This window comes from Marinobacterium alkalitolerans (genome assembly GCF_017776525.1).
GTDB classification, from domain to species: domain Bacteria; phylum Pseudomonadota; class Gammaproteobacteria; order Pseudomonadales; family Balneatricaceae; genus Marinobacterium; species Marinobacterium alkalitolerans.
This window is the reverse complement of the sequence record NZ_JACVEW010000013.1, coordinates 1-20614: the sequence shown is the minus strand read 5'-3', so window position 1 is coordinate 20614 and position 20614 is coordinate 1. Positions and strand designations below refer to the sequence as shown.

General features: G+C 56.9%; 23 protein-coding genes. 18 read left to right on the top strand and 5 right to left on the bottom strand.

Annotated features, from left to right (window positions below; genetic code table 11):
- Positions 1 to 18: 18 nt before the first annotated feature.
- Positions 19 to 585: a ProQ/FinO family protein gene (locus H9C73_RS09580; RefSeq protein WP_328797957.1), complete on the bottom strand. Its 567-nt coding sequence runs from the start codon at positions 583 to 585 to the stop codon at positions 19 to 21.
- Positions 586 to 828 carry a sulfurtransferase TusA gene (gene tusA, locus H9C73_RS09575; RefSeq protein ID WP_209287604.1) on the bottom strand — a complete coding sequence of 81 codons (243 nt, stop codon included), beginning with the start codon at positions 826 to 828 and terminating at the stop codon, positions 586 to 588.
- Positions 829 to 948: 120 nt separating this feature from the next.
- On the opposite strand from tusA, the gene H9C73_RS09570 reads away from it, so the two are divergent.
- The gene (locus tag H9C73_RS09570; RefSeq protein WP_209287603.1) at positions 949 to 1230 is read left to right on the top strand and encodes an antibiotic biosynthesis monooxygenase family protein; all 282 of its coding nucleotides are present in this window, start codon (positions 949 to 951) and stop codon (positions 1228 to 1230) included.
- On the opposite strand, the gene rlmM is transcribed toward H9C73_RS09570, so the two are convergent.
- Positions 1224 to 2306: a 23S rRNA (cytidine(2498)-2'-O)-methyltransferase RlmM gene (gene rlmM / locus H9C73_RS09565; protein ID WP_209287602.1), complete on the bottom strand. Its 1083-nt coding sequence runs from the start codon at positions 2304 to 2306 to the stop codon at positions 1224 to 1226. The two genes, H9C73_RS09570 and rlmM, sit on opposite strands and share 7 nt — an antisense overlap.
- Before the next feature lie 399 nt (positions 2307 to 2705).
- Here rlmM and ccoN point away from each other — a divergent pair, with 399 nt between their 5' ends.
- From ccoN to H9C73_RS09490, 15 genes are all read left to right on the top strand, one after another.
- Positions 2706 to 4136 carry a cytochrome-c oxidase, cbb3-type subunit I gene (ccoN, locus tag H9C73_RS09560; protein ID WP_209287601.1) on the top strand — a complete coding sequence of 477 codons (1431 nt, stop codon included), beginning with the start codon at positions 2706 to 2708 and terminating at the stop codon, positions 4134 to 4136.
- A 22-nt stretch (positions 4137 to 4158) separates the two neighbouring features.
- The gene (gene ccoO / locus H9C73_RS09555) at positions 4159 to 4779 is read left to right on the top strand and encodes a cytochrome-c oxidase, cbb3-type subunit II (RefSeq protein ID WP_209287600.1); all 621 of its coding nucleotides are present in this window, start codon (positions 4159 to 4161) and stop codon (positions 4777 to 4779) included.
- A gap of 45 nt (positions 4780 to 4824) precedes the next feature.
- Positions 4825 to 4992: a cbb3-type cytochrome oxidase subunit 3 gene (locus tag H9C73_RS09550; protein WP_236014208.1), complete on the top strand. Its 168-nt coding sequence runs from the start codon at positions 4825 to 4827 to the stop codon at positions 4990 to 4992.
- On the top strand, positions 4989 to 5885 hold the full coding sequence (gene ccoP / locus H9C73_RS09545; RefSeq protein WP_209287598.1) for a cytochrome-c oxidase, cbb3-type subunit III: 897 nt from the start codon (positions 4989 to 4991) through the stop codon (positions 5883 to 5885). Before H9C73_RS09550 ends, ccoP begins: the two co-directional genes overlap by 4 nt.
- Positions 5886 to 6019: 134 nt before the next feature.
- On the top strand, positions 6020 to 7447 hold the full coding sequence (ccoG, locus tag H9C73_RS09540) for a cytochrome c oxidase accessory protein CcoG (protein WP_209287597.1): 1428 nt from the start codon (positions 6020 to 6022) through the stop codon (positions 7445 to 7447).
- 70 nt (positions 7448 to 7517) lie between these two features.
- Positions 7518 to 8033 carry a FixH family protein gene (locus tag H9C73_RS09535; RefSeq protein ID WP_209287596.1) on the top strand — a complete coding sequence of 172 codons (516 nt, stop codon included), beginning with the start codon at positions 7518 to 7520 and terminating at the stop codon, positions 8031 to 8033.
- A complete protein-coding gene (locus H9C73_RS09530) occupies positions 8030 to 10489 on the top strand; it encodes a heavy metal translocating P-type ATPase (protein WP_328797956.1) in 2460 nt (819 codons plus the stop codon). The genes H9C73_RS09535 and H9C73_RS09530 overlap by 4 nt, the downstream gene beginning before the upstream one ends.
- A gap of 3 nt (positions 10490 to 10492) precedes the next feature.
- Positions 10493 to 10690, top strand: a complete 198-nt coding sequence (gene ccoS / locus H9C73_RS09525; RefSeq protein WP_209287595.1) for a cbb3-type cytochrome oxidase assembly protein CcoS — start codon at positions 10493 to 10495, stop codon at positions 10688 to 10690.
- Positions 10687 to 11373: a sulfite exporter TauE/SafE family protein gene (locus H9C73_RS09520; RefSeq protein ID WP_236014202.1), complete on the top strand. Its 687-nt coding sequence runs from the start codon at positions 10687 to 10689 to the stop codon at positions 11371 to 11373. Before ccoS ends, H9C73_RS09520 begins: the two co-directional genes overlap by 4 nt.
- A 52-nt stretch (positions 11374 to 11425) precedes the next feature.
- The gene (gene hemN, locus H9C73_RS09515; protein ID WP_209287594.1) at positions 11426 to 12817 is read left to right on the top strand and encodes an oxygen-independent coproporphyrinogen III oxidase; all 1392 of its coding nucleotides are present in this window, start codon (positions 11426 to 11428) and stop codon (positions 12815 to 12817) included.
- Between the two features lie 104 nt (positions 12818 to 12921).
- Positions 12922 to 13695 (top strand): fumarate/nitrate reduction transcriptional regulator Fnr, encoded by a 774-nt coding sequence (fnr, locus tag H9C73_RS09510; protein WP_209287593.1) that lies wholly within the window; start codon positions 12922 to 12924, stop codon positions 13693 to 13695.
- A 193-nt stretch (positions 13696 to 13888) separates the two neighbouring features.
- Positions 13889 to 14431: an adenine phosphoribosyltransferase gene (locus H9C73_RS09505; RefSeq protein ID WP_209287592.1), complete on the top strand. Its 543-nt coding sequence runs from the start codon at positions 13889 to 13891 to the stop codon at positions 14429 to 14431.
- A 20-nt stretch (positions 14432 to 14451) separates the two neighbouring features.
- Entirely contained in the window at positions 14452 to 15333 is an 882-nt protein-coding gene (locus H9C73_RS09500) for an alpha/beta hydrolase (RefSeq protein ID WP_209287591.1), read from the top strand.
- Complete coding sequence (locus tag H9C73_RS09495; protein WP_209287590.1) at positions 15330 to 15779, top strand: thioredoxin family protein; 450 nt, start codon at positions 15330 to 15332, stop codon at positions 15777 to 15779. Before H9C73_RS09500 ends, H9C73_RS09495 begins: the two co-directional genes overlap by 4 nt.
- Before the next feature lie 56 nt (positions 15780 to 15835).
- Positions 15836 to 16753: a recombination-associated protein RdgC gene (locus H9C73_RS09490; protein WP_209287589.1), complete on the top strand. Its 918-nt coding sequence runs from the start codon at positions 15836 to 15838 to the stop codon at positions 16751 to 16753.
- Here H9C73_RS09490 and H9C73_RS09485 read toward each other — a convergent pair.
- Positions 16750 to 17379 carry a rhodanese-like domain-containing protein gene (locus tag H9C73_RS09485; protein WP_209287588.1) on the bottom strand — a complete coding sequence of 210 codons (630 nt, stop codon included), beginning with the start codon at positions 17377 to 17379 and terminating at the stop codon, positions 16750 to 16752. The two genes, H9C73_RS09490 and H9C73_RS09485, sit on opposite strands and share 4 nt — an antisense overlap.
- 122 nt (positions 17380 to 17501) lie before the next feature.
- Between H9C73_RS09485 and queE the strand changes: the two genes are divergently transcribed.
- A complete protein-coding gene (gene queE, locus H9C73_RS09480) occupies positions 17502 to 18134 on the top strand; it encodes a 7-carboxy-7-deazaguanine synthase (RefSeq protein WP_209287587.1) in 633 nt (210 codons plus the stop codon).
- Here the strand turns inward: queE and H9C73_RS09475 are convergent.
- Positions 18131 to 19024, bottom strand: a complete 894-nt coding sequence (locus H9C73_RS09475; RefSeq protein ID WP_209287586.1) for a bile acid:sodium symporter family protein — start codon at positions 19022 to 19024, stop codon at positions 18131 to 18133. The two genes, queE and H9C73_RS09475, sit on opposite strands and share 4 nt — an antisense overlap.
- 324 nt (positions 19025 to 19348) lie before the next feature.
- Here H9C73_RS09475 and H9C73_RS09470 point away from each other — a divergent pair, with 324 nt between their 5' ends.
- Positions 19349 to 20515: a cation diffusion facilitator family transporter gene (locus H9C73_RS09470; protein ID WP_209287585.1), complete on the top strand. Its 1167-nt coding sequence runs from the start codon at positions 19349 to 19351 to the stop codon at positions 20513 to 20515.
- Positions 20516 to 20614 lie beyond the last annotated feature (99 nt).

Here is a 20614-nt window from a genome sequence, read left to right as displayed (position 1 = left end):
CGTTTTTCAAGGCGAGTATCAGCGGCCCTTTTTGTTCACCAGCGCTTCCAGCTTGCGGCTCAGGCGCTCTTCTTTCTGCTTCTGGCGACTCTCACGCTCCTGACGACGCTCTTCCTGCTGGCGCTGCCGACGCTGATCACGAATCTCTTTCAGGCGCGCGGCGGCATGCTCCGCCTCCCCGGCTGTCACCTGACCACTGGCCTCGCCCTTCAGATCGACCCGATCAACACCTTCCTGAACCGACTTGAGGTAGGCGATCGAGCGGACATAGGTCGCCAGTGCCCGCTTGATGCGGTTGCGCGCCAGCTTTTCATCTGCAATCAGATCTTCCTGAATTCCGATCTTGAGGGGGCGCACATTGTCACGACTGAACGTCTGTGGGTAGGCTTCAATCAGCTGGTCCAGAGCCGCCTGGTTGGCAGCACGGTTTTTAGAGCGATTCTTGCCAGTGGCGTTTTCGTTCACTTTTTGACTCTCTGTTGTTCGGTTAGATGCCTGACTGCGCTGCTCGACTGCGGACAGGCGTTTTTCACATTCCTGCAGCAGTGCCTCAACATCCTGCTGCATCTCATCAAGATCCGACACTCAGTCAGCCCCTTTTTCGATCACGTATACATAAATATCCCCCTCCATCACTTCCTGATGCTGAAGAGAGTGACCGAGGAAAGTACAGAACTTCGGAATATCGCGCTGAGTGGACGGGTCGGTCGCCAGGACCTTAAGCAACTCACCCGCCGCCATTTCACGCACTTTGTTGTGAAGCAGCATTACCGGCTCCGGGCACAGCAGTCCGGTTGCATCCAGTTCATGGTCAACAGTCTGTTTCATGGATAACGCACAATTCCTGTAAATACATGCAGCCCGTAGCCGCCCCATGCCGAAACGGGCTTGCGCCGGCACGAGTAGCGATTATCCTGATATAAAGACCATCACTCAAGGAGTAAGCCGATGATTCGTGTTCTGATTGAGCGACATGTAGCATCCGAGCTAAGTGAGCATTACGACCGCATTGCGCGTGAAACACTGCAGGCAGCCATGCATTTCCCCGGTTTCATCTCGGGCGAGGCGCTCCATAACACCGCCGACCCCAATCATCGCGTGGTACTAGCGACCTATCGCAACGAGAGCGACTGGCAGCGCTGGGCCGGCTCAGAGGAACGGCGCGCCATGATGGATCAGATCAACCTGATGCTGGAAACGGAGGAAAAGGTGACCGTGTTCAGTCACTGACCCGGCTCACTCAGGGACAGCCAGCAGGTAATCTCTTCGCGGTCATGGTAGAGCTGTCGCGCCCTCAGGCGATACTCAACTCCCGCCTCGTGCAAGGCCGCTTCCAGATGCTGCAGACAGTGTTCAACCTCGTCAAAACGTTTCTTCATCGGCAGCTTGAGGTTGAACATCGCCTGTTTGCACCAGCCTGAAAGCGCCCAGCGCAACATCAACTCCGTAACCCGGGCAGGCTTGTCGACGATATCACACACCAGCCAGTCAACTGGCTTGGGCGGCACAAACGTGAAAGCGTCTTCCTGACGGTGTTCGACCTGGCCGGACTCCATCAACGCTTCGTCCATCGGGCCATTATCGACCGCCGTCACACGCATGTGATGCTTGACCAGCTGCCAGGTCCACCCTCCCGGGGCGGCACCCAGATCAACAGCTGTCATGCCGGGCGCCAGCAGTCTTTTTTGACGCCCTGCAGAAAGGAAGTGCAGCCAGGCCTCCTCAAGCTTCAGCGTGGAACGGCTGGGTGCATGATGGGGAAACTTGAGACGGCGAATACCCATCGGCAGCGGGGAGCTGTTTCTGGCGGGCGCGGCGCCCAGCCAAAGCGTCTGACCATCGATTACAAACAGGTGCATGCGCCAGTCCGACTTCTGCTTGCGGGGCAGCAGGATTTCCTCCTGCCGCAACGCCTGGGACAGGGCTGAACCGAACTTGCGGGCAAAACCCTGCAACTCCCGCCCTTCGGTGGTATCCGCCACTTCCACCATCAATTCTGCCGCCTGAGGCAACTGGCGACACTGCTCCAGCAGAGGGGTTATCCGATCCCGTTTGGACAGACCGGAGACGAGAGGCAGACAGGCACACCATTGGCGCGCAAAAATCAGGCGCTCAAACCGCAAGCGAGTGACCAGCTCTTCAGCACCGCCGGGCGCGTGACAATGAAACAGCACATACGCCTGCCCGGCTTCAAACTGGGGATAGCCGAATACCCCTTGCTCGGCACTGCGCGCCACAATCTCCGCCGCACATTCCTTTTCAAAGCCACCGCGGCAGTGCAACAAAACAGTATTCAAATCACTCATACAGCCTCCCGATCAATGGCGCGCAACTATAGTAAGCCCTTAGTCTAATAACAACAGCCCAAAAGGATTAGGGTGGTCATAAATCAGCCAAAAATGCCTCCTTGATCCATATCAAGCAAAGCGGTAAATCGCGCGAAGAACACCGGATAAAAAGCAATTTTTCACCCGCACGGCATCTCTAAACTCTACGAAGAGCGCCATACCTCAAAATAAAATTCCTTATTATTCAATACCCTATATTTTCAACAGCGGACTTCTTGCCAATTCTTCCGACAAAAACACACCTGCGACAAACAACCGCACTAAAAGGTTCCATTTCATTGAAATGACGTGGGTATTCCAAGATAATTGCCGGTGGAACTCTTCTTACTACTATTAGCTTGTTGATGAGAGCCTGACATGAGCACTGCAACTGAACACCCGACTTACAATTACAAAGTCGTGCGCCAGTTCGCCATCATGACGGTGGTCTGGGGCATCGTCGGTATGGGCGTCGGCGTCTTGATCGCCGCCCAGCTGGTGTGGCCTGCACTGAACTTTGATATCCCCTGGTTGACCTACGGACGTATTCGTCCGTTACACACCAACGCGGTCATTTTCGCGTTTGGTGGCTGTGCACTGTTTGCGACATCCTATTATGTCGTACAGCGCACCTGTCAGACCCGACTGTTCTCAGATGCTCTGGCGTCTTTCACATTCTGGGGCTGGCAAGCAGTTATTCTGGCGGCAGCCATCACCCTCCCGCTCGGCCTGACCTCCGCCAAGGAGTACGCCGAACTGGAATGGCCGATCGACATCCTGATCGCCGTTGTCTGGGTCAGCTACGCCATTGTCTTCCTGGGCACCGTCAAGAACCGTAAGACGTCTCACATCTATGTGGGCAACTGGTTCTACATGGCGTTCATCATCACGGTTGCAGTCCTGCATATCGTCAACAGCGTTGCCATGCCTGTCACCCTGACCAAGTCCTACTCCGTTTACCCGGGTACCGTGGACGCAATGGTTCAGTGGTGGTACGGCCATAACGCGGTAGGCTTCTTCCTGACAGCAGGCTTCCTGGGCATGATGTACTACTTCGTACCCAAGCAGGCCGAGCGTCCGATCTACTCCTACCGTCTGTCCATCGTGCACTTCTGGGCACTGATCGCGACCTACATGTGGGCCGGTGGTCACCACCTGCACTACTCTGCTCTGCCGGACTGGACTCAGTCTGTCGGCATGGTGATGTCCCTGATCCTGCTGGCTCCGTCCTGGGGTGGCATGATCAACGGCATGATGACCCTGTCCGGCGCTTGGCACAAGCTGCGCACCGACCCCATCCTGCGCTTCCTGGTGGTATCCCTGTCCTTCTACGGCATGTCCACTTTCGAAGGCCCGATGATGTCCATCAAGACCGTCAACGCCCTGTCTCACAACACTGACTGGACCGTCGGTCACGTACACGCCGGTGCTCTGGGCTGGGTTGCCATGATCTCTATCGGTGCGGTGTACCACATGATCCCGAAACTGTTCGGCAAGGCACAGATGTACTCCATCGGCCTGATCAACACCCACTTCTGGCTCGCAACCATCGGTACCGTACTGTACATCTGCTCCATGTGGGTTAACGGTATCCTGCAGGGTCTGATGTGGCGCGCAGTCAACGAAGACGGCACCCTGACCTACAGCTTCGTCGAAGCGCTTGAAGCCAGCCACCCGGGTTACCTGGTTCGCTGGATCGGCGGCATGTTCTTCCTGACCGGTATGCTGCTGATGGCCTTCAACGTTTGGCAGACCGTTCGCAGCGGCAGCTCCGTCAAGGCAGCTGAACCTTCTGCGCAGGCGGCCTGATTGAGACGAGGAGCAGATAGCAATGATCAAACACGAAACGATTGAAAAGAATATCGGCCTCATGATCCTGCTGATCATCATCGTGATCAGCGGCGGCGGCCTGGCGGAAATCGTACCTCTGTTCTTCCAGAGTTCGACCACCAAGCCGATTGAAGGCCTGCGCACCTACAGCGCACTGGAACTGGAAGGTCGCGACATCTACATCAAGGAAGGCTGCCACGTCTGCCACACTCAGATGATCCGTCCGTTCCGTGCTGAAACCGAGCGTTACGGTCACTACTCCACCGCCAACGAGCACGTATGGGAACACCCGTTCCTGTGGGGCTCCAAGCGTACGGGTCCTGACCTGGCACGTGTTGGTGGTCGTTACTCCGATGCTTGGCAGAAGGCTCACCTGTACAACCCGCGTGACGTTGTACCCGAGTCCAAAATGCCGTCCTACCCCTGGCTGTTTGAAAACAAGCTGAGCGGCAAGGACACTGCAGCGAAGATGGAAGCGCTGCGTAAGCTGGGCGTACCGTACACTGATGAACAGATCAGCGCAGCCCGTGACGAGGTGCAGGGTAAAACCGAGATTGATGCTCTGGTTGCCTACCTCCAGTCGCTGGGTAAAACGCACTCTGTTTATACCAACAAGCGGTAATTTTCAGTGAGTTACGAGGTTTATGGCCCTTTCATCCCGGTCATAATGCTGATCACGTTCATCGGCCTGTTTATCTGGGTATTGTTGCCCGGTAACAAAAAGCGGTTCGATGAGGCTTCCCAACTGCCATTTGAAGATGATGAGCAGGACAAACGGAGCCGTGAAGAGCTTGAACGAGAAGACAGGGCCCATAACAGGAGAGACGACAAATGAGTGCTTTCTGGAGCGCGTGGGTAACCGTGATTACCCTGGCAGTCATCTTCGGCTGCACCTGGCTGCTGCTTGCCACACGCAAGAGCGAGAAATTCAAGGAAACGACCGAAGAGACTGTAGGTCACTCTTTCGACGGTATCGAAGAGTATGACAACCCGCTGCCGCAGTGGTGGTTCTACATGTTCGTAGCAACTGTCATCTTCGGTCTGGGTTACCTGATGCTGTACCCGGGTCTGGGTAACTTCAAAGGCCTGCTGGGCTGGACCTCTCACAACCAGTGGGAGCGTGAAATGCAGCACGCTGAAGAAGTGTATCGCCCCGTGTTCGCCAAGTATGCCGCCCTTTCAATCGAAGAGCTGCAGATGCCCGAACACGAAGAAGGCCTGAAAATGGGTCAGCGCATGTTTGCCAACAACTGTGCCGTATGTCACGGCTCTGCGGGCCAAGGCGCCATTGGCTTCCCGAACCTGACCGATGATGACTGGCTGTACGGTGGCGACCCTGCCACTCTGAAGCACACCATCACTCAGGGCCGTAACGGCGGCATGCCGGCGTGGGCTGATGTTCTGGGCGAAGACGGCGTACGTGACGTAGCCAGCTATGTCATGACCCTGAGCGGCATGGAGCCGGCAACCGGTACTGATGTCACCAACGGTGAGAAGCAGTTCCAGGCTCTGTGTACCGCCTGCCACGGCCCTGAAGGCAAGGGCATGCAGGCACTGGGTGCACCCAACCTGACCGACGACATCTGGCTGTATGGTGGTGAGTTCAAGCAGATCGCTCACACTATCCGTGCCGGCCGTGCTGGCGTGATGCCTGCTCAGAAGGATCTTCTGTCTGAAGACAAGATTCACCTGATCGCAGCATACGTTTACAGCCTGTCCAACAAGTAAACGCAATACGCTTTACGACAAGGCGGCATGATGCAAATCATGTCGCCTTTTTTGTTTGGGCCCTAGTATAATATTCGGTATCTCTAATGAATTTAGAGTGGACCTGTCGATATTAAACAGCAGTAGGTACTGGCATGAATCAGATACCGGTCAAGGATGTCACCCCTGGCAAAAAGGCCAAGGGAGGCGAAGTCGAAACCTACAACCTCTACGCCAAGCGCGAACACATTTACGTTAAGTTCTACAAGGGCTTCTTCAAAAACTTCCGCATCATTTCCGGCTTTATCATGCTGGCGATGTTCTATGGCGTTTCCTGGATTCAATATGACGGACGACAGGCAGTTCTGTTTGACCTGCCGAACCGCCAATTCCATATCTTTGGCATGACCTTCTGGCCTCAGGACTTCATGCTGCTTTCCTGGCTGTTGATCATTCTGGCCTTCACACTCTTCTTCGTGACGGTCTTCGCCGGCCGACTCTGGTGTGGTTATGCCTGCCCTCAGTTTGTCTGGACCTGGCTGTTCATCTGGGCCGAGCGCGTTACCGAGGGCGACCGTAACAAGCGCATGCGCATGGACAAACAGCCCATGAGCAAGGAAAAGGCCGTGCGCAAAGGTGCCAAGCACCTGATCTGGATCCTGATCGCCGCCGCGTCTGCGATTGCCTTCGTCGGCTACTTCTCCCCCATTCGTGAACTGGTCCCCAGCATCTTCACCTGGGATCTGGGCCCCTGGGAGACCTGGTGGCTTGCGTTCTTTACCGTTGCCACCTACGGCAACGCCGGCTGGCTGCGCGAGCAGGTCTGTATCTACATGTGCCCCTATGCTCGCTTCCAGAGCGTCATGTTTGACCAGGACACCCTGATCATCTCCTATGACGAAGCGCGCGGCGAGCCGCGTGGCAAGCGCAAGAAGAACGCGGACAAGGATGCAGCCGGTCTGGGTGACTGCATTGACTGCCATGCCTGTGTACACGTGTGTCCGGTCGGTATCGACATTCGTGATGGTCTGCAGTACGAATGCGTGGCCTGCGGAGCCTGCGTGGATGCCTGTGACGACATGATGGAACGCATGGGCTATGAGCCTGGCCTGGTACGCTACACCACTGAGCATGCCCTTAATGGCAAGAAAACCCATTTGCTGCGCCCGCGCCTGATCGGCTACTTCGCAGCCCTGATGGTGATGTTCGGCGCCTTTGCCTGGGCCATTGCGGACCGTGTTCCACTTGAGGTGGACGTTATTCGTGAACGCGGCGAGCTCTATACGACCACGCCCTCCGGCATGATTGAGAACGTATACACCCTCAAGGTTGCCAACAAGGATCAGGAGGACCGACAGTACCGTATCGCCGTGTCAGGACTGGACGGGCTCAATATGATCAGCGAGACAGAGATCTCCGTCTCCGCAGGTGAGCTGCTGACCTACCCGGTCCGCCTGCAGATTGCACCGGACGCACTGCCCGGCCGCAATTCTGACATTCTGTTCAAGGTTGAGGCGCTGGAAAACAGTTCGATCGTTACGGAAACTGAAAGCCGTTTTCTTGGTCCCATACCTCAACGCTAGTCCCTTCACAGCCTGATTTGGGTTAGAATGGCGGCCGGTTCTTCCGGCCGCCTGTATTTCAAGGAGTGTCATGAATACACACGAACAAGCTCCCGCCCCCTGGTTCAAGCAGCCCTGGCTCTGGTTCGTTCTTGCACCATTATTTGCCGTCCTGATTTACGCCAGCATATTCGTCTACGTGGCAGTTACCACCAGCGATGGGGTGGTAAAAGAGGATTACTACAAGGTTGCCCGTGGCATGAATATCGACACCTCGCGTGCCGACCATGCCCGTGAACTTCAGGTACAGGCTGACCTTAAACTCGATATGGTTACGGGTGATGCCAACCTTCGTCTCAATAGCCTGCTCAACAGCTATCCAGACCAGTTGCGCCTGAGCATCATTCACCCGACACACCAGAAATATGACCAGATTCTGACGCTGCGCAGCGTGGATGGAAAAGGGCTCTACGCGACCAGCTTGCAAGGCACCATCACCAGCAAGCGCTACCTGTCTCTGGCCCCCATGGACGACAGCTGGCAGGTACGTCTGGAGATCAACCCTCCCTTTGAAGATCAACTCAGCTATACCCTCAGCGCGCAGTGAACGCCAAGACCTCACATGCGCTGAAAGCTGAGGCGGTGGACTGCTATCACTGCGGTCTGCCAGTCCCGTCCGGCGCCGACTATACGACCGTCATCAACGGCACCCCTCAGCCCATGTGCTGCCCGGGGTGTCAGGCCGTCTCTCAGACCATCGTGGATGGTGGTTTGGACAACTTCTACCGACACCGTGACAGCAAGGCTCCTGCGCCCGATAATCGCTCGGCATCAGGTCCGGTGGATGAAGAACTTGCGCTGTACGATACCGAATCCATTCAGGCCGGCTTTGTTCGCAGACTGACCGATGAGCGCTCAGAAGCCACGCTCGTGATCGAAGGGATCACCTGCGCCGCCTGCGTCTGGCTGCTTGAACACCACCTGACTCGCCAGCCGGGCGTAGAGTCGTTCAGCGTCAACCTGACCAACCACCGGGCACGCCTGGTCTGGAACCCTTCAGAAACACCGCTCAGTCGCCTGCTGGCCGAAGTGATTCATATCGGCTATCGCGCCCACCCCTTCCACCCCAATAAGGAAGAGCAGCTGCTGGAGGCTGAAAAGAAACGCGCCATCCGCCGACTGGGTATCGCGGGTGTCGGCATGATGCAGGTTATGATGATGGCCGTTGCTCTGTATGCCGGTGCACTGCAGGATATGGAAGCCCGCTTTGTTGAATTTATTCGCTGGAGCAGCCTCGTTATTACCACTCCCGTGGTGCTCTACTCTGCCCGACCCTTTTTCGTAGCAGCCTGGCGTGATATCCGCACGCTCCATCTGAGCATGGACGTCCCCGTCTCCATCGCCATTGGCGCCGCCTATCTGGCGAGCATCTGGGCCACTGTAACCAACACGGGCGAAGTCTATTTCGACTCGGTGACAATGTTCACCTTTTTTCTGCTGATCGGGCGCTTTGTCGAGATGCAGGCACGCCACAGAACCGGCCGAGCCGGCAATGCCCTGATGGATCTTTTGCCGGGCAGTGCAACTCTGCTCGAGTCCGGGCGAGAACGCCTGATCCCCGCTTCTGAACTGCGCGTTGACGATCTGGTACTGGTCAAACCCGGCCATACCATTCCCGCTGATGGCATCATCATTGAAGGCCAGTCCAGCATCGACGAGTCGGCCCTGACCGGAGAATACCTGCCGGTCAGTCGCGGCGTTGACGGCACCGTGGTGGGCGGCACCATCAATGTTGAACACCCGATCAAGGTGCGCATTACCGAAACCGGTCAGAATACCCGCATTTCCGCGATCATCAGCCTGATCGAACGGGCTCAGTCGGAAAAACCGGCCACGGCGAAAACGGCTGACCGGGTGGCTCGCTACTTCGTTCTGGCCGTGCTGATAACCTCGGTCAGCGTTGCATCAGCCTGGTATATGATTGCCCCGGAAGACGCCTTCTGGATCACCCTCTCGGTACTGGTGGTCACCTGCCCCTGCGCACTTTCGCTGGCCACGCCCACGGCGCTCACCGCAGCAACCGGCACCCTGCGCCAGCAGGGCCTCCTGATCACACGGGGCCATGTACTGGAAGGGCTGGCCAGTGCCACTCACGTTGTCTTTGACAAGACAGGCACTCTCACCGAGGGCAACCTGAGCATTCAGGACATGGTGCCACTTCGCGAAGGCACTCAGGATGCCTATACGATTGCGGCCGCGCTGGAGCAGGCATCAGAACACCCGATCGCACAGGCATTTCGCCCGTTCTTCATCAAGCCGGCCAATGATATTCGCGTTGAGGTCAATGACGGTGTTGAAGGTCAGTTTGAAGGTACCCAGTACCGTCTCGGCAAGGCATCCTATGCCGCGCTGCTGTATAACGACGAGCGCCCGGCGCCACCTGATCAGTCACGTCAATGGCTGCTGCTGGCCGATACCGAAGGCCCCGTTGCCTGGTTTGCAGTGGATGACCAGATTCGCCAGGACGCCGGCACGCTGATTCGCCTTCTGCAGGGCCGGGGGATTCAGGTAGCCATGCTGACCGGCGACGAGTCCGCGGCCGCCCACCGCGTCGCCGATGAACTGGGGATTACAGACGTGCATCAGGGCATGTCACCGGACCAGAAACTGGCCTACATTACTGAGTTGCAATCATCTGGCGCCAGTGTTGTCATGGTCGGCGACGGGATCAATGACATCCCGGTGCTGGCAGGTGCCCGAACCTCCATTGCGATGGGCAGCGCCACAGACCTGGCCAAGACCAGCGCCGATGCCGTCTTGATCTCCGGCGAGCTTCAGCGCCTGGCACTGGGCATCATGCTGGCGCGTAAAACGCGCCTTGTCATACGCGAAAACCTCAGCTGGGCCCTGCTGTATAACCTGGTCGCGCTGCCACTTGCAGCCCTGGGCTTTATCGCCCCCTACATGGCAGCGGTTGGCATGTCTGCCAGCTCACTCATTGTAGTGGGCAATGCCATGCGCCTGGCACGGGCGCCCCGCGTCAAAGCCGCCTCACGGAGCTAAGTCATGGACATAATCTATCTGCTGATCCCCATTGCCATTATCCTGGCCAGTGTTGCCATCTGGGCTTTTTTCTGGAGTGTGAAGCAGGGGCAGTTTGATGACCTGGACTCCCCGGCCCATCGCATTCTGTATGACGACGATGACGACCTTATCCCGGATGATGCACGTCAGAAGAAGCCGGAAGAAGGACAACAGGATTGATCACTGAGTTGCCGATAGCGCTGGCCGCTGTTCTGTTCGGCCTTGCCGGCAGCACTCACTGTATCGGCATGTGTGGCGGCATTGCCGGCAGCGTGGCACTGTCTTCAGGTGGCAAGGCCGGACAACCCGTTTTTCTGCTGGCATTCAATCTGGGCCGCCTGCTCAGTTATGCCCTTGCCGGCCTTTTGGTTGGGCAGCTCGGTCACCTTCTGTCAGAAGGCCAGTCACTGGGGCTGGTGCTTAGGACGTTCGCGGCCACGGTCATGATCGTGATGGGCCTGTACATCGCCCAGTGGTGGCAGGGCGCCGCCTACCTGGAACGTGTGGGCCAGCTGCTGTGGCGCCATATCCAGCCCTGGACAGGCAAGCTGCTCCCCGCCGACCGTCTCTGGAAATGCCTGTTGCTGGGCGGGCTCTGGGGCTGGCTCCCCTGCGGACTGGTGTATACAACCCTGATCTGGTCGGGCACCGCAGCCAGCAGCCCCTGGCAAAGCGGACTCCTGATGCTGCTGTTTGGCCTCGGTACCCTGCCGGCTATGATGACCACCTCCCTGCTGGCCAGCCAATTGCGTCAATTGCTCCAGCGACGAGGCGTACGCCAGGCCGCAGGCGGCCTGGTCATTCTGTTTGGCGTATTCACGCTGCCATGGTTGGCCTTGCTTGATACTCATCAACCCGGCTGATGCCCCAAGCCGCTATACTGCGCACCTGACCACCTATGCATGAGGTTTTGTGGTGAAACGAGACACTGATATCCGCTGGGATCTGGACCTGATCCGCCGTTACGACCTGTCTGGCCCCCGTTATACGTCCTACCCGACAGCCATCCAGTTTGACAGCCCGCTTGCACCTGAAGCACTCCTGTCTACGGCGCGGGAAACGGCCGACACCAGCGCACCACTGTCCCTGTATGTGCATATCCCCTTTTGTGCGCACGTGTGTTACTACTGTGCCTGCAACAAGGTTATCACTCGCAACCGCAACAAGGCCCAACCCTATCTCGATACTCTGTACCAGGAGATGGCACAGCTTGCCGAGTGGTACAGCCAGGATCGCATTGTCAATCAGCTTCACTGGGGGGGCGGCACTCCCACCTTCATCAGTGACGAGCAGATGCGTGAGCTCATGCAGATGCTGGGCAAGCACTTCCGCCTGCGTGACGATGACAAGGGCGACTATTCCATCGAAATCGACCCCCGTGAAGCCAGTCATGACACGCTCGGCGTGCTGCGCGACATCGGCTTCAACCGGATCAGTCTGGGCGTTCAGGATGTCAATCCACAGGTCCAGGAAGCCGTTAACCGCGTACAGCCGACCGAACAGACAGCCGCCATTCTGACGCGTTCTCGCGAGCTGGGCTTCAAGTCCATCAACATGGACCTGATCTACGGCCTGCCGCATCAGACCGAGGCGAGCTTTGCCGATACGCTGGATACCGTCATCGAGATGAGCCCGGACCGCTTGTCGGTCTTCAACTATGCACACCTCCCCGACCGGTTCCGCTCCCAGAAACATATCCGTGCCGATGATCTGCCATCTGCCGCTGCCAAACTGAACATTCTGCAGCACACCATTCAGCGACTGCTGGATGCAGGCTATGTGTATATCGGCATGGATCACTTCGCCAAGCCCGAGGACGAACTCGCAATCGCTCAGGCCGAAGGCAAGCTGCACCGAAACTTCCAGGGATATACGACTCATTCGGATTGTGACCTGGTGGCCATGGGGGTCTCGGCCATCAGCCAGATCGGTGATGTCTACTATCAGAATGAGCATGACCTGAGCGCCTACACACAGGCCGTCAGTCAGCAGCAGTTTGCGGTCAAACGCGGTGTCGCCCTGACCCGGGATGACCATATCCGCCGAGCCGTGATTACACAGCTGATCTGCCAGTTTAAACTCGACAAGACTGCCATCATGGCGCCCTTTGGTGAAGCTTTCGACAGCTACTTCAAAGACGAACAGGATGAGTTGCAGCAGTTTGCCCGTGACGGCCTGATCACCCTGACACCGGAAAAAATTGAGGTGACACCGGCAGGCCGTCTGCTGATTCGACGCATCTGCATGGCATTTGATGCCTACATTCCGAAACAGCAACCGAGCAACAATTTCTCCCGCATCATCTGACCGGGAGAGGAAGGGGTTTGAGGCAGGCTTCACCCATGGGGGTAAATGTTACATAATGCGGTGAAAGCCATCGCGATGTAACCACCAACAATAGGAACACCCCCATGGCCGATTGGAAATCTCAGGGAAAGCTCCATAGTCTGCCGCAAGTTCACTGCAAAACCTGCAGTCTCAGCTCGTTGTGCTTGCCGGTCTCTCTTGAACTGACGGAAATAGACCGGCTGGACGATATCATCGATAAAAGTCGTCCGCTGAAAAAAGGCGAGCACCTGTTTCATCAGGGTGAGCCATTCAACTCGGTGTACGCCATCCGTGCCGGTTCCATCAAAAGCTACACCTTGACCAATGAAGGCGAGGAGCAGATCACCGGCTTTTACTTCCCCGGGGAACTGGTTGGCCTGAGTGGTTACGATGCCAGCGACTACCCCATGTCTGCCAAGGTGCTTGAAACGACGACTGTCTGCGAAATCCCGTTTGAACGACTGGATGAGCTCTCGGGTCAGTTGCCCGAGTTGCGGCGTCAGATGCTGCGCAGCATGTCCAAGGAACTGCGTGATGATCAGCAGATGATGATGCTGCTGTCCAAGAAAAATGCCGAGCAGCGTGTCGCGACCTTCCTGCTGAAGCTCTCGCAACGCTTCAAGGCCCGCGGCTATTCAGCCTCCAACTTCCGCCTGTCCATGTCACGCAATGAAATCGGCAACTACCTCGGTCTCGCCGTCGAAACCGTCAGCCGTATCTTCACCCGTTTCCAGAAGATGGAACTGATGCGTGTGGACGGAAAGGAAGTTGAACTGACCAACCTGGAAGAGATGTACCGTCTGTCCGGCGAGCCCCGTGGTGACGAGTGCCCTCACAGCCAGGAAAAATCATCCTGATACTGCGTAACACTGGCCTCCAGGGACGGGCCATCCGTTCACGCAATAAAAAAGGCACAGTCCTGCCGGACTGTGCCCAAGTTGCACAATGAAGTAGCCATCTCAATGTGTAACCCAACGAAGCCATTACACCTGTATTCCACTATCCCAGCATTGAGTTATATCAACAGCTTGCCTGTTCGGATAAATATCTATGTCCTACGATGAGTTTTATGTGAAGTCTGTCATTCGTTCCCTGCATGACTGGCCCGAACCCGGCGTGATATTTCGCGATGTAACTCCCATCTTCAAGGACCCCAAGGCCATGCGCATGGTGTCCGATGCGTTCATACAACGGTATCTGAACTCTGAAATCACCCACATTGCCTGCGTCGATGCCCGCGGTTTCCTGTTTGGCGCCATCATGGCGCACCAGCTGAACCTGCCTCTGGTACTGGTACGCAAGAAAGGCAAGCTGCCGGGCGAAACCATCCACCAGGAATACGAGCTGGAATATGGCAAGGCGGCCGTCGAAATGCAGACAGACGCCCTCTCCGCCGGCGATAAAGTGCTGCTGTTTGATGACCTGATTGCCACCGGGGGTACTTTGCTCGCCGCATGCACACTGATTAACAAGCTTGGCGCCGAGGTTGTCGAAGCGGCTTCACTGATCGATCTGCCGGATCTTCAGGGCTCTACTCGGATCCAGGAACTGGGTATTCCCGTGTTTACTTTGCTAGCCTACGAAGGTAACTGATAACGAACGGAGGTTTTCTCATGCTGCGTATTGCCTGCTTGCTGGCCACTCTGCTGACACCCCTGGTGGCAGCTGCCGAAAACATTCAGCTTGAGCAGGGTGATATGCTGCTCAACGCGCAGCTTGAGACTGCCGGCCAGAGCTCCCTTGAGGGCCAAACCGTGGTTTTGATCGGCCACGGCACCCTGGCCCATGGCCGTATGGACGTGATTACGACCCTTCAGGAGACACTGGCCGAGTACGATCTGCCCAGCCTGGCCCCGACCCTGAGCCTGGGCATCTCGAACCGTGAAGGCATGTACGACTGCAGTGTCCCGCACCGGCACCGACATCAGGATGCAGTTTCCGAACTCAAGCGCTGGTTTGACTGGCTGGCCGAGCAACAACCCGCGAAGATTATCCTGCTGGGGCATTCACGTGGCGGTAATCAGATCGCACGCCTGAGTGCCCAGCTCAACAGCCCCCTGCTGCAAGGCCAGGTGCTGTTGGCCCCGATGACCTGGCACCCGCAATATGAAGCCAAACAATACGAAGCACGCTACGGCACACCACTGAAGGCTGTGCTGCAGCGTGCCGAAGCCAAGGGCAGCGGGATGCTGGATGAGCCGGTCGGTTTCCTGTACTGCGAAGATGCTCAGGTAGGCGCCGCCAGCTTCCTGAGTTATTACCAGAACGACGGTGCGCTGAACACGCCTGCACTTTTGACTGATGTGCGCCTGCCGACCCTGGTCATTGCCGGCAGTGAAGATCAGGTTGTGCCACAACTGCCGTCTGCCATGCAGTCCGTTCAAAACCCCAGCGTCGAATTCGTCACCATTAACGGCGCTGATCATTTCTTTCGTGACCTCTTTGCCTACGATGTCGTTGATCAGGTCACAGCTTTCATGGACAGCCAGCGGTGAAGTGGGTCTTGTCTGCCTGTGCGCTGCTCCTGTCATCCAGTGTGGCGGCACAGGCACTCCAGCCCCTGACCAGCCTCAAGGCGCTGGACAGCATGACGCCTCGCCCTAGGGCTGTGCTGATTCTGTTCTCGCAGCCTGATTGCCGTTTTTGCGACCTTGTGCGGGAGGAGTTTCTAGTTCCCCTTGAACAGCAGCCCCCACAGGGGCTTGTCATTCGAGAGTACAAGGTGGCCACTGCGCCGGCTATTACCGATAGCGACGGGTCAACCCTGACCCCATCGGCATTCGCCAGCCGATACAACGTGCGCTTCTATCCAACGGTCAGCCTGATCAGTCCCGCCGGAGAGCCTTTGGCAGACCCGCTGATCGGCATCAGCTCGACCGACTTTTATGGTTACTACCTCGACCAGGCGATCAACGACGCACTGAATGCACCACGCCCCTGACCCCCGCCTTTGTTATACTCTGTCGCCCCAACAGGACCATCACCCAAGGAGATACCATGCTCTGGTTCCGCAACCTCATTTTCTATCGTTTTACCCCGGAACCCGGCTTTACCCCGGAGCACCTTGAAGAAGCTCTGGCTGGCCATCCGTTTCGCCCCTGCGGCAGCCAGGAGCTGAGCACCCATGGCTGGAGCCGACCGGTCAAGGAGATGGATGAGATGCTCGTCTTCGCCAGCCAGGGCTTCATGCTGGTGAACCTGTTGCAGGAAGAACGGATTCTGCCGGCCAGCGTCATCCGTGATGCACTGGCTGACAAGGTTGAAGCGATTGAAGCCGAGCAGTCACGCAAGGTTTACCGTAAAGAAAAGCTCCAGCTCAAGGACGAGGTGGTGCTTGACCTGCTGCCACGCAGCTTCACCCGCCGCAAGGGCACCTTCGCCCTGCTGATGCCACAACAGGGCTGGATTGCGGTAGATGCCAGCAGCCACAAGCGCGCGGAAGAGGTGTTGAACGCCCTGCGCGAGGCTTTGGGCAGCCTGAAGGTAACACTCCCCATGACGCAGCTATCAGCAGATAAAGTCATGACGGGGTGGCTGCAGGGTGAAGCCATGCCACAGGGCTGGTCGCTCGCGGACGAATGCGAGCTGCATGACCCCATGACGGAAGGTGCCAGGATTTCCATCAAGGGGCAGGACCTGCTCAGCGAAGAGATTCAGGCACATCTTCAAGCGGGCATGCTCGCCAAGCGCCTCGCACTCGGCTGGCAGGACCAGCTCGAACTGGTCCTGCATGAAGATCTCAGCCTGCACCGGGTACGGTTGACAGAGGAGTTCAAGGAGCAGGTCGATGCGGATACGCCGGATGAGGCGCTGGCCGCATACGATGCCGATATAGCCCGCATGGGACTGGAGTATAGCCGGCTATTCCCTGAACTCCTGTCAGCGATGGGCGGTGAAGCGACGCCTGATCACTAGGAGGCATCGTCACCGACGACCGTCAGCCCCAGGCTTGTCCAGGCCTGCATGCCGCCGCGATAATACTTCAGTTTTTCAGCCGGATAGCCCAGCGCCAGCAGTTTGCGAATCATTGCTGGCGTTTGGCCGCACCAATAGCCGTTACAGAACATGGCAAGCGTCTTGGCGTTGGAAAAGTCATACTCACCCTCGCCCAGCCTGGTCACGCCGAAGTCTTCAAGCGCCCAGTCACGGTCATCCGGATCATCCATCATGGTGTATGGATAACTCTTGGCACCGGGGATGGTCAGCCTCACATGCCAGCCGATCGTGCGGGTATCGACCACCATCACATTTTCATCCTGCTGGGCCTGCATCATGTAGTCCACAAACTCACGCTCGGCAATGGTTTCAACAGGGTGTGGCTTGAACGGGTGCATCGCCTGCGGCATGCCCCGGGCAGTCAGAGCGTACAATGGGTGGATACGATGCTCCTGATCCTGTACCCGCATCACCTCAACCGGCTTGCCGTCATGCATCACGGTAAAGCTGGTCAGCCCGGGCGCTATTTTCACATCCGCCTGGGCGGTCAGCGGCATTGATACCATAGCCCCCAGACAGGCGGCTGCTATCCAGTGTTTCAGCATAGCGTGTTCCTTCTTATTGATGTTCAGGACCCAGTATAACGCATACATGAATGTAAGCTGATATACGGCTTGATCAACGTCAAAATGCCGCTACACTTGTCGCCTTGTTTTCAGGAGCCGGCATGTACAGCGTTAAAGAGATTTTTTACACATTGCAGGGTGAAGGTGCACAGGCTGGTCGCCCTTCTGTTTTTTGCCGTTTTGCCGGGTGTAACCTGTGGAGCGGGCGTGAGCAGGACAGAAGCAGCGCTATCTGCGACTTTTGCGATACCGACTTCGTCGGAACCGATGGGCAGAATGGTGGCAAGTTTGCCACTGCAGACGCGCTTGCCAGACGCATCGCCGAGTTCTGGCCTGATCAATCCGCTCAAGCGGGATATGTGGTCTTTACCGGCGGAGAACCCGCTCTCCAGCTGGACAGTGCACTGGTGGATGCCCTGCACCGGGAAGGCTTTGAAGTGGCTGTTGAAACCAACGGGACCAAACCCCTGCCGGAAGGAATTGACTGGGTTTGCGTAAGCCCCAAGGCGGATACCGAGCTGGTGATTACCCGAGGAGACGAGCTGAAACTGGTCTACCCCCAAAGCAAGGCCCTGCCGGAACGTTTTGAACAGATGGCGTTCACCCACTTTTACCTTCAACCGATGGACGGCCCGCTGCAAACCCAATATACGCGCCGCTGCGTTGAGTATTGCCTGTCTCACCCGCGCTGGAAGCTCAGCTTGCAGACCCACAAGCTGTTGGGTATCGACTAGGAGTCCTGGGTTGTCATGCGCGGAGCAAGACCCAGCCATTCAGGGTTGCGCCAAAGCACGATACCCAGTGCCGGCACCTGCATCAAAACGCCGTACATGAGTACGATGGCGGACATTTCAGGATTATCCAGCAGCCCACTGGTGACCATCAGCGCCGTTCCCGCGTTCTGAACACCGGTCTCCAGACCAATCGTGATGCGCTGCCTGCCGCTCAGGCCAGCGAAAGTGCCTGCCAGATAGCCGACCAGCAAGGCACCCACACTGACCAGCAGCACTGCCGGCCCTGCAGAGGCCAAAACAGCCCCCAGATGCTGACTGTTGGCCAGTACAATAGAGACCACAACGACCAGCATAAACAGCAGGGAGAGCAGTTTAACGCCCTTCCGGGCGCGATCTGCAATCTGTGGGTAAAAATGATGCACCAGCATGCCCAGCACAATGGGCACCAGTGTTATCAGAACCATCTTTGCGATTGCCGGCAGCACAGGCAAGTTGATCTGGGCATCGCTCAGGCTCCAGTAATTGAGCGCCAGCACACTCATGAGCGGCAGGGTAAAAGGCGTCACCAGGCTGGTGATCCCGGTAAGCGTAACTGACAGTGCCGTATCCCCTTTGGCCAGCAGCGATAACATGTTGGATGTTACCCCGCCCGGTGCAAACGCCAGAATCATCAGGCCGACTGACATCACCGCTGAAAGCTCAAGTAACTGAACACCGATAAACGCCAATACAGGCAGCAGGCAAAGTTGAGACACCAGGCCCGTCAAGACGGCTCTTGGAGCCCGCAACAGCAAGCCAAAGTCACGCCCGCTCAGCGTCATCCCCACGCCCAGCATGATGATGAACAGGGCCAGTGGCAAAAACAGTTGTGTGATGGCTGAAGCTTCCATTCGCTCGGGATCCGTGCAAAAAGTTAATCTTAGGCAATCCCTACTGCCGACACAAACGTATCAGGGTAAACACCAGTATCTCTGGCCTGCGGCCGCCTACTCACATCTACTGTGGATAACACTGTGAAAATTTGATTACCAAACCGCGACAAGCTGCATGGTTACTTGCTCGACCACAAACTGCCTATTTTTTAACCAGCTGTTTTTAGTTCTTTATTAACAATAAGTTAGCAATGACAAGAACGAATATTCAGCACGCTCAACTGGCCTGACATATCTCAAAACGCTATCATCTGCGGCTTCATTGTGTAGAGACAGCGGAAAATGCAGGAACAACTGGATATTAGGCGCAAGGCCGCTGAAAAGGTCACACTGATCGGTGCTGTGCTCGATGGTGTATTGGGCATTATCAAAATCCTGATTGGTGTGTTGGCACACTCCAGTGCTCTGATCGCGGATGGCATTCACTCGCTTTCCGATCTCGCGACTGATTTCATGGTAGTCATCGTGCTGCGGCTGTCACACCGTGGCCCCGACAAGAATCACCCCTGGGGGCATGCACGTTTCGAGACTGTCGGCACCGTGGTTCTCGGTGCCCTGCTGGTGGGTGTCGGTGCCGTCATGGCCTATGACAGCCTGCAACTGCTGTTCAGCGATCAACCGGCCACCGTACCTGCCTGGCCCGCCCTGATTGCCGCCGCCATCTCGATTCTCGGCAAGGAATGGATTTTCCGTTATACCCTCAAGGTGGGCCGGGAGCTTGATTCCGACCTGATCATCGCCAATGCCTGGCACAGCCGCACAGACGCACTTTCCTCCATTGTGGTGCTGGTGGCCGTCGCAGGCGCCATGGCGGGCTGGTGGTGGCTGGATGCGCTGGCAGCCGTCCTGGTGGCGCTGCTGGTTGGCAAGATCGGCTGGGACCTGATTGCGCGCAGTGTCACTGAACTGGTCGATACGGCACTGCCGGAGGAGAAGGTCAAGCGTTTAAGGGAGCATGTCATGGCAGTGGACGGCGTAATCAATGTCCACAGTTTCAAGAGCCGCAAAATGGGCAACCAGAGCCTGCTGGAGATGCACCTTCAGGTGGCACCTCACCTGAGCGCGGCCGAGGGCCACTACATCGGTGATAACGTTGTCTGCCAGCTTCAGAACCGCTTCGACGATATCAGCCATGTGATTTTTCACATCGATACCTATGACGATGAGGGGCTTGAGGAAAACATCTGCCCCATCATGCCCTCGCGGCGCGAAATCCAGCAGCATCTCGATGCCATTCTCAGCCGGACGCTGGGCGAGAACCCGGACTACGAGCTGACCCTCTACTACAACCCGGACTTCCTTGAGCTGGAGCTGAAGGTGTCCAGCCAGGTGGTCGAACTGCTGCGGTACCACTCCCTGACACCTGCTGACCTTGAAGCCCGCCTGAGCGAACAGCTGTCCGGCCAGTTCTGGTTCCGCAAGCTGACGCTCTGGACGCCTGCGGCATAAACGAAAAAGGGGCCACCAAGGGCACTGCTGTCCCATAGTTTTCGATCATAAAGGGATCCTCATTTGAGGGTCCCTTTTTTGTGGCTTTAGTGGAGGAGG